We start from the raw sequence: 9,842 nt of genomic DNA, 5'->3' as shown, positions 1-9,842 counted from the left end.
GTGATAGACCTAGGTAAGCTATAGCCGAGCGTAACATTCTTCACTCTTAAATATGCTGCATTTTTCAAGTATCCGGATTGAGGGATGTCCAATCCACCTCCATAATTGGCATCCGCCAACCAAGCCTGTAAAACAGGGAACTCTGAATCCGTATTCACATCAGCTAATCCTGCATCTAAGTATGATTGGGAATGCTGTGCCATCAAAGCATCGCTATCTGCTTCCCCCCTATAAAAGTCAAGGTTCCAGGGATAAATATTGGCGTAAGGTTGTTGATAAGGACCCCAGAACAAATAATGCTTAGGATAGTAATCCCTCTTACCAACACCTTGTAAAAATACCGACAAATCAAACCCATTCCAGTCCATATTCAGATTAAAACCGTATCGGTATCTAGATGTACTATTTCCGATCACGCTTAGATCTTTAGGATCATTAGCCGTTTGTCCTCTTTCAATCTTACCATTACCATCCAAGTCCATATACTTTGGCCATCCAGGCACAATATCCAAAGCTCCCCAAGGAACTATTGAGGATTGGTCAAGAGCCTCAATCTCGTCTGTAGTATTAAAAAAGCCGTCATTTTTCAAACCCCATATCTCACCAGTTTTTTGCCCTACTCTCCATTGATTAAGCAAGTTGTTTTCGTTCTTATACCTGGTAATTTCACCTTGCGAATCAGACAATAGCAACTTGGTATTAAAATTTAATGGATTCGAAATATCTCCTATTTTCCCTTTATATTCCAAAGTTAATTCCCAGCCCTTGGTCCTTGCATCTGCCACGTTTTGGCTTGGAGGAGTGGTTCCCAATACACCAGGCAACTCAACAGATGGAGCAATCATGTCTTTGGAATCTCTGATAAAATAATCAAAGGAGGCAAACAGCTGATCTCCTTTTACCCCCAGGTCAAGGCCTATGTTTCTGTTTACAACTGTAGGCCAAGTATAATTGGATGGGTCCACATTTAGGGCAGGAGCTCCGGTAATCACAGTGTTCCTTTCACCATTAATTAAATAACCTGATCGATCTGTCGGTAAAGATGATATATACCCAAAATCTCCTAATTTTTGATCCCCCAAAGTTCCGTGAGAAGCCCTTAACTTAAAGGTGGACACTAAATTGGTAAGTGGCTTGAAAAACTCCTCATCCATAACCAGCCAAGATGTGGATACTGAAGGGAAAAAGCCCCATCGATTGGATTTAGGGAACCTCGAAGAACCGTCATATCGGCCATTGAATTCCAAAATATACCTCTCCTTAAATCGATAATGAGCCCTTCCAAAAACACCCCTTAAGGCATAGGTTGTATAATCAGGCGCAATCACAATATCCCCTGTTGTCAATCCAATATATGGTAAGGTAGAGGATATCAGTACTCTCTTTTCAGTTTGAAGGGATGAATACACATAATCCTCCTGATTGTAACCCGTCATGAGACTAAAATGATGTTTCCCTAGGGTCTTGTTATAATTGGCATAAAAATCAAACACATTATGGGTAAGAATTCCGTTTCTTTCAGCAACTGATCCGTCCCCCCCTTCAGTTCTTACATCATCCGGCCCAAAACCGATATCATAAGTCTGCCTATCCCAATGGTACTTCCACTCTTCTCTTTTGAAGCTGGCATTACCCGTTACCGTCAGATCTCCATTTAAAAATGTGCCTACTCCTCTGAAAATATTATGGAACCCGAACATATCTTCTCTATTCCTTCCTCCGTCGGTCAAACGGGCAGCCAATCGGCCTGCTCCAGTATTGGCCCAAGTACCATCTGGATTCACTGCCACGTCAGTAGGCTGCAAATAATAGATATCGGTAATACTACTGGTCGGATCGGCTCTTTCGGTTTGGTAGACACTTAAGTTATTATCCAAATTCAACCATTTTATTGGAGAAACCGTAATTCTGGCCTTCAACGCATATCGGTCCCAATAATCCGGTGTCAATTTGTTCAATCCATTTTCATTGGTATAATCACCCGAAAGATAGTATCCTATCGGTAAACTCCCGGAACTCATCCCGCTTACAGACACTCTATGTGAGGTTGAGAAGCTAGCTGAATTGAAAAAATAATCGTACCAATCATTACTTCCCATATAAGCCCAGCGGTTAGGGTTGTTTGGATCTAGCCTCACATCCTCTACCGAAGGATTATCAGAACGTTCTTTGGCCCATTGGTAATGCGCATCGGAATAATTCACATAATCCCAAGGGGTATTGTCCGTGGCAGTTTCCAGTACCCTAGAATAGATATACGGGTCTGTAATAGGCTCAGGTAACAAGGTAGGCTTCCCCCAAGCAAAATAATTACTATAGGAAACTTTCTGTTTTCCTTCCTTTCCCTTCTTAGTAGTAATCAACACTACCCCATAAGCCCCTCTAGCACCGTAAATTGCTGCTGACGCAGCATCACGAAGAACAGAGTAAGACTCAATATCCGAGGGATTCAATCTTAACAAATCATATTTATCGCTCGCGATCCCGTCAATTACAAATAGAGGTTCCCCTCCATTTATGGAGGTAAAACCTCGGACATTTAGCCCTGGAACGGTACCCGGTTTACCATTTGCATAGGTAATGTTCAGCCCTGGGCTTAGGCCCTGTAAACCTTGCATTACGTTGGCTATGGGCCTTTTTGCAACCACTCCACCATCCACTTGGTCTATTGCACCGGTCAAATTGACTTTCTTCTGTGTACCATACCCTACAACCACCACTTGTTCCAACAAGGTTTCTTCCTCTTCCATTTCAAGGTCCATGGATGTCTTCCCATTAACAGGAAGCTCGATCGTTTTGTACCCGACAAATGAAAATACCAGGATGTCATCTTCCGAAGACACCGAAATGGAAAACTTACCATCCAAATCCGTCACTGTACCCCTAGTGGTACTTTTCACAGATACCGCCACCCCAGGAATGGTTTGTGCCGTTTTTGCATCCGTTATGACACCTTTCACTTCCTTCTGTGCATAGGAAACAAGGCTGATACTCATCAAAAGAAGGATCATTGCCATTCCCCTTCTAAAATACCCCCTACTGCCCGGAGGATTTTGTAAATAATGTTTCATAGAGTTTAATGTTTAATGTGCATTTCCTTTCCGAACATTCAGTTTGAAAAGATGGGGTTTAAGTGATTTTTTCAATATAAAATTTACTGAACACTCATTCAATATTAAATATTGATATTATTATTTCAAAAGAATTATTTAAAAACTTTCATCCTAAATAATAAGATTTAACACTAGAATAACACCCCTAATTCAAAATTAACAATAACAAAAAACTGAAATAATAATGGGTTTTTGCGGAGGAAATTGGATGTACTGCAAATTTTATGAACAGCTTTTCCCGCATGGCCTATACTTTATTTTAATCCACTAAAAAACAACCACTTACCACTTCCCCAACAAACTGGACACGGCCCTTTTTCAAAATTCGGCCACCTATTTTATGATTTACACAATCCTTTTGACTCATCGATTAATTATTTTCATAAACTTTCGCTTATGATTACATAAACTACTTTGTCAAAAACCGGTTTTCTTGTCGGGGATTCTCCATTCCCCTTTTTAATCAAAACAAACACCTGAAAAAACAAAAAGACCGTCCTTCAATAAGGACGGTCCCGACTAACACCAACAAAAACTATCGGCTTCACTATTCATAAGGCTCCGTAAGTCCGTAGTATTCGTTTTCCAAACTACCATCTTCATATAACTTTAGTATTGCATAACCGGGAGGCGTTTCTAGATAAAACTGAGGACCAGCGGACTGCTCATCTCCCTTGCCCCACCAATATCCACTGAGTGATCCATTGCAAAAATAGCTCACCCCATTGTACCAAACCCGGTCCAACATGTGCTGATGACCACTCAAACAGGCCTTTACCTTGTCCCGATACCTATAGAACAATGCCTTCAACTCTTTGTGATCACCATGCTGCCCTCCCACTAAGGAATCGGTAATGGAGGTAATAGGATAATGCGACATCAACAAAGTAGGGGTATCCGCAGGAAGCTCCTCCAACTCCTTCTCTAACCAGGCCATTTGCTCCTCTCCTAAAGTCACGCCCTTATGGTTACTATCAAGGACAATAAAATGCCATCCACCTTTGGAAAAACTGTAGTAGTTATTGGGAATCCCCAGACGACGCTGCACATAAGGCTTGCCGTACATCTCATCGTCTTTGGAAGGCACATCCCACCAACAGTCGTGGTTTCCTATACAGCTATAGATTTCATAATCTTTTATGGTTTCCGTAAGCTTATCCCATTCATCCCATTGCCCCAATGCATCTTCCCTGGTTTTGCCCTCGTATGAAGCATCCATGATGGTATCTCCGCCATTCAGGAAAAAATCAGGCTGATGTGCCTTTACCAATTCCAGCCGCTCTTTGGCTCTTTCCAAAATACTGTTTCCCGGACTGATATGCACATCCGTGATATGCGCCACTGTGAGCACAGGTTTACCTTTTTTCTTTTCCGCTTTGGCCACGACCGGAACGGCACAGCCAGCTGCCACCGTCGCGGATTTAAACAAGAAGCTCCTCCTTTTCATATTATATTCTTTTTTTAATACCGCCTTCGTAGTTAACCCGATCCTTTGGCCTTCAACCCTTCGGATCCAGTATTTCAAATGGGCTAAAAATGCTCAAAACATTTTTAAAGTAAAGATTTGAGTCTATATTTAAATATTGAACAACCATTCAAAATTATATACTAAAAGAGTCAATTCAAAGAAATTTGAAAGCAAAAATATTTCAATTAACTTTGTGATAACACTACAATAATAATGAAAAACAAAATTTCAGAGATCAGGAAAAAGGAAATCGTTGAAGGGTTTTATCACTTGGCCAAAGAAAACGGGCTTGAAAACACCTCCATTGCAAAAATCGGAAAACACCTGGAAATCCCTCCCAGTCTGGTCATGCACTATTTCCCCACCAAGGACATTCTCATCTCCCATTTGATCAACTACATACTTGAGCAGTACCTACTGATTTACGAACCTGCAATAAGAGAACTAAAAGAAAAAGAGCATGCAGACCCCAAGACCTTTGTGGACAAACTGTTTTCAAGGGACTGGAACCTTTTGTTTGACGACGGCGTCTTTTACAGCTGCTACGCACTGATCTTCCGGAACGAGGTAATCAAAAGAGAATACCGAAAACTCCATGATCGTCTCCGTGAGTTTTTAAAAGAAATCCTCGACCACGATGAAAATTTGAAAGGGCAGGACACTCAGCTCTTGGCCGAACAGATTTTTGTGGTGGTAGAAGGTGCCTACTATTACCTGTCCATGATTGATGATGAAAAAACCTATGAAAAAAAGGTAGCCTTTTACAAAGAGCAGGTTTATGACTTATTACGAAAAAACGAAGAACCATATTTATAAAGTGCCATCAGGGCTATCCCTCCCCATACTCCGTTGACAGCTATATTGGCATGATCCTTAAAATGGATGGCATTGGTCACAAGACATACGGCGCCTCCAAAATTCATCAGGTGATAAGTAGTACCCTCTTGCCTCAACACTCCCTTTGAGAGCAAAAAATAAGAAATGGTAAACAAAACGGCCCCAATCCAGCCTATTATTTGAAATATCATTCCCAAATATATAAAGATAAAACAGGAAAAAAACCCTTTTGGCACCTGACCTAAACAGGCCTTTGAAAGCCAAATAGACAGCGCTTATTTAAAAGGCCTATAGGTCAATTCATCTATATCCCATCCGGCTTTTACAGCTCCTGCCTCGTAAGCACTGCCTAAAAATTCCAGGAGCGCCTTTCTGGGCTGTTTATCCTTTCGCAGTTCTTCGTAGGACAGATAAGCCATCGGACTCCCATTACTATCCACCCATTTAGCATAATCCGGCAATAACTTTATATCTGCCAGGCCATCCGGCGCAGGGTAGGTATACGAGTAAAATGCAGGCTCCCTGACCATATCATCCCCTGCCCAAAAACCAAAACTGATTACTTCATGGGAATAGGCATCTTTTTCTGTAGGACTTGCCCCGGGATCCATTTCAGGTCCCTTTTTCCCTGAAAACCTGGTAACGGCCAAGTCCATATGATGCCAGTAAAGATGCACTGGGCATTGTTTCCCATAAAATTCCCCACTAAACTCACTAAACACCTGGTTCACCCACCTTAAGACACACCAAAAGCTATTCACCTTTTCCTTATCGTACGAATGCCACTCATCTATCTTATCGAAGGGCTTTTGAGGCTCCAGATCAAATGGTATATTGACTATATTGACCTTTATTCCTTTTTCCTTTAAAATACCAAAAAGTTGTTTTTTGAACTGAGCTACGGTAAGGCCCTCATGTAGCTCAAAAGCTTCGTATTCGCCTTGGCTTGTAGTAAACTCAAGACGATGCTTCAAAAAGTTAAATGTAATCTCAAAATGGTCTTGACTGTTGGGCACCGGCATGGGGCCTGTGGTAACCCCAACCGGAGAGACATGCAGCGTAACATGCCACCAATGGTTTCTTCGTGGCTTCACTTTAAGCGCTATTTTGCCCACGATCTGAAAATAAAGATGGAGCGTTTTTTTTGAATCCTCCCACGATGACAGGGGCAAGGATGGAGGTGATTGGTCGGAGTTCATCATAACTGGTTACTTTAAAGAAAACAGGTACTGACTTTCCTTTAATTTACCCATTTACCCTCCAAAAAACAACCAATCCCCTTTGATCTATTTTGACAGAATGACTAGAACGAAAAATCGTACTGCACCCTGAACCTCCAGCTGGATGCCTCACGGTTGAGTGACATTTCGTCAAAATCGAAATAAGTCACATCTGCCGTCAACTTGTTGGCATGCCCGTTAAAAAAGCAGTTGACCGCAAGCGCATACTCCTCCTCTCCATCATTGGGAATATTAAGATCAGGCTGATAATACCCATACCTGGCCGCCAGTTCGATCAATGGATTTCCCTCACGCGTCGCTTGATGATTCAAAATGTACCCACCCTGCGCGTAGAGACCTCTCATTCGCGTGGTGACAGAAGTCCTGTTATCCAAAATACTCTTTTGATGGTACTCACTTTGCCAGCTGAAAGACTTGTACTGAAAAGCACTTTCCAGCACCCACTGGCCCGTGGAATATTGACCAGCCTCTCCCATTTCAAAGCCCTCCAGGCTTCCTCCTCCACCGGAGGAGAACCTTGTATAGGGACTGGTATTGGTGGCTCCGGCCAAAGCTATAGAAGCCTGGGGCTTTGACTGATGTTTCAGATCAGAGCCGGCAATAGCCGGGCCATCTCCCAGAAAATTCCAAAACACCTTACCCACATACATCAATTTTTCATCGTCATTCTCCCTTGCCCCTCGGCCCGTTCCTGTAAGGGCTGAAATATGGTAGTTGAAATCCAGCAAACCGCCTTCATCAATCCTACCGTAAATGGACACTCCCTGCTGTCTGTCAATGGTGAAGGGCCGGTTAATGATAGACCGCTCCATCATCTGTTGCCTCCCACTGGAAATGGACCTTTCCCTGGTATACTCAATTTTCCACTGCCCTGCTTTAAAGCTCAACCAAGGCCATTTTTCTACCATCACCCTAAAATCCAACAGCCTGTTTACGGACACATCATACTCCATATAATACTTGAGCCATGGCTTGTAGGCATGGCCGCCGATTTTCAAGCGGGCCCTGTTGATCTTAAACACATGCTCTTTGGGAACACTATAGTCATCAAAAGTCAACGGATCCTGATCCGCAGGAAAAGCATACCTGAACTGTACCCTTCCTCCGATCTGCAACTGAAAGTTATTGTCGGGAGATGTAAACTGAAACCCTTTTGAGGTATACCTAATGTCTGTTTTTAAGGTGTCACGATCCTCCCCTTGGAAGGCATAGGCGTTCACAGCAAACGACACCAATACCATCACAAAGGTGAATACCTTTTTGAAGTTCATAAGAGACGGATGTTTTTAAATCGAGAATTTAGCAATTGCCCTATAAGCCATACTCCTTGCAATTTCCGGCTATTAAGGCACTTAAGCGCTCTTTTATTTTCAGCTCGCAAAATTATACCTTTTTAATTAAACAAATCATTAACACAAAGTTACCATAATGTTAACAAAATCCCCTGGCTATTAACAATGGATTAACAAAACTTCTCTTACTACAGAAAGCTAAGCAAACAATCCTTTCCTATCAACCTTTTATCTTGAGTTTAACCTTTTTTTCTATCTTTGTGCTGAGAAAGCCAAAACATATCCTTCAAACAAAACACACGCACGATGCCTGAGGTAAAACTCTTTGCTGGAACCAACACCAAAAAACTTGCTGCCTCCATTGCCACAAATTACGGGCGGGATTTGGGTCAGATGACATTATCCAAATTCAGTGACGGAGAAATGTCCCCAAGTTTTGATGAATCCGTCCGCGGATGTCATGTATTCCTCGTCCAATCTACCAACCCCAACGCGGACAACCTTTTGGAGCTCTGTCTAATGATTGACGCAGCCAAAAGAGCTAGCGCCTACAAAGTTTGTGCGGTGGTACCTTACTTTGGTTACGCAAGGCAAGACCGAAAAGACCGGCCCAGGGTCTCTATAGCGGCCAAATTGATCGCCAATATGATCATGTCTGCAGGTGCAGACAGAATCATGACCTGCGATCTCCATGCTGGACAAATACAGGGTTTTTTCGACATTCCTTTGGATCATTTGAATGGATCTGCTATTTTTGTGCCCTATTTGAAAAGTTTGGATTTGGGAGACAATCTGATCTTTGCTTCCCCAGATGTGGGAGGTGTGAGCAGAGCAAGGGCCTATGCCAAGCATTTTGAAGTAGAAATGGTAGTCTGTGACAAGCACAGAAAACGCGCAAACGAAGTGGCTTCCATGCAGGTTATCGGCGATGTAGAAGGTAAGGATGTAGTATTGGTCGATGACATGGTAGATACGGCCGGCACCATGTGCAAAGCAGCCGAAATCATCTTGGACAAAGGAGCCAACTCCGTAAGGGCCATTGCAACCCACGGGGTTCTTTCAGGAAAGGCCCATGAAAATATTGAGAATTCCGTTTTATCAGAGTTAGTCATCACAGATACTATACCTTCCAAACAAGAATCCTCAAAGATCAAGGTACTTACTGTAGCCGAGCTGTTTGCCAAGGCCATTCATGCAGTGACAGGGAATGATTCCATCAGTGCCCTGTTCGTTTAACAAAAGAATTACAATTATTCACACTTATATATTCTAAATTATGAAAGCGTTAGAGATTATAGGGTTTAAAAGAGCAAATCTCGACAAGTCGGAAGTGACTCAAATCCGTGAAGAAGGAAGCGTACCATGCGTGGTTTACGGACCAGGTATCAAAGAACAAATCCACTTCCATTCTCCTGCCATCCTTTTCAGAGAGTTGATCTATACTCCTGAGGTTCACATGGTAAAACTGAACATCGAAGGTACTGAAATCAAAGCCGTTTTGCGTGAGGCTCAATACCATCCAGTTAGTGAAGTGCTATTGCACGCTGACTTCCTGGCATACAGTGAAGACAAGCCTATCAAAATGGACATCCCTGTAGATATCACTGGTTCTTCTCCAGGTATCCTTAAAGGTGGTAAATTGGAGCTTAAAGCAAGAACACTTAGCGTGAAAGGCTTGGCCAAGGACCTTCCTGATAGCATCCCTGTTTCCATCAGCCACTTGGAACTAGGTAAATCAGTAAAAGTAGCCGAGGTGAAAGCTGAAGGTTTTGAAATCCTTACCAACCCTAATGTATCTATTGCCACTATCGGTATCCCAAGAGCACTTAGAGGTAAGAAAAACACTGACGAAGCTGAAGCTTAATCGTCAAAAGAAAGTAAACAATATAAA

8 protein-coding genes are annotated in these 9,842 nt (G+C 42.5%); 3 read left to right on the top strand and 5 right to left on the bottom strand.

Going from position 1 to position 9,842, the window contains the following annotated elements:
- Positions 1-3,071 (bottom strand): SusC/RagA family TonB-linked outer membrane protein (locus ACYVAA_RS15930; RefSeq protein WP_460543516.1); only part of this gene is annotated, 3,071 nt, incomplete at its 3' end.
- 589 nt (positions 3,072-3,660) lie between these two features.
- Positions 3,661-4,560: a metallophosphoesterase family protein gene (locus ACYVAA_RS15925; RefSeq protein ID WP_460543514.1), complete on the bottom strand. Its 900-nt coding sequence runs from the start codon at positions 4,558-4,560 to the stop codon at positions 3,661-3,663.
- Between the two features lie 234 nt (positions 4,561-4,794).
- Between ACYVAA_RS15925 and ACYVAA_RS15920 the strand changes: the two genes are divergently transcribed.
- Positions 4,795-5,397: a TetR family transcriptional regulator gene (locus ACYVAA_RS15920; protein WP_460543512.1), complete on the top strand. Its 603-nt coding sequence runs from the start codon at positions 4,795-4,797 to the stop codon at positions 5,395-5,397.
- Here the strand turns inward: ACYVAA_RS15920 and ACYVAA_RS15915 are convergent.
- The 3 genes from ACYVAA_RS15915 to ACYVAA_RS15905 all read right to left on the bottom strand — a co-directional run bounded on the left by ACYVAA_RS15915 (position 5,358) and on the right by ACYVAA_RS15905 (position 7,930).
- Positions 5,358-5,609, bottom strand: coding sequence for a CBU_0592 family membrane protein (locus ACYVAA_RS15915; RefSeq protein ID WP_460543510.1), 252 nt, complete (start codon positions 5,607-5,609; stop codon positions 5,358-5,360). The genes ACYVAA_RS15920 and ACYVAA_RS15915 overlap by 40 nt on opposite strands.
- An 84-nt stretch (positions 5,610-5,693) precedes the next feature.
- A complete protein-coding gene (locus tag ACYVAA_RS15910) occupies positions 5,694-6,620 on the bottom strand; it encodes a DUF5996 family protein (RefSeq protein ID WP_460543508.1) in 927 nt (308 codons plus the stop codon).
- A 101-nt stretch (positions 6,621-6,721) separates the two neighbouring features.
- Positions 6,722-7,930 carry an OprO/OprP family phosphate-selective porin gene (locus tag ACYVAA_RS15905; RefSeq protein WP_460543506.1) on the bottom strand — a complete coding sequence of 403 codons (1,209 nt, stop codon included), beginning with the start codon at positions 7,928-7,930 and terminating at the stop codon, positions 6,722-6,724.
- A 327-nt stretch (positions 7,931-8,257) separates the two neighbouring features.
- Here ACYVAA_RS15905 and ACYVAA_RS15900 point away from each other — a divergent pair, with 327 nt between their 5' ends.
- A complete protein-coding gene (locus tag ACYVAA_RS15900) occupies positions 8,258-9,187 on the top strand; it encodes a ribose-phosphate pyrophosphokinase (protein ID WP_460543504.1) in 930 nt (309 codons plus the stop codon).
- A 40-nt stretch (positions 9,188-9,227) separates the two neighbouring features.
- Entirely contained in the window at positions 9,228-9,815 is a 588-nt protein-coding gene (locus tag ACYVAA_RS15895; protein WP_460543501.1) for a 50S ribosomal protein L25/general stress protein Ctc, read from the top strand.
- The last annotated feature ends 27 nt before the right edge of the window (positions 9,816-9,842 follow it).

This window comes from Echinicola sediminis, assembly GCF_054777495.1.
This window is presented reverse-complemented; position numbering and strand designations above follow the sequence as displayed.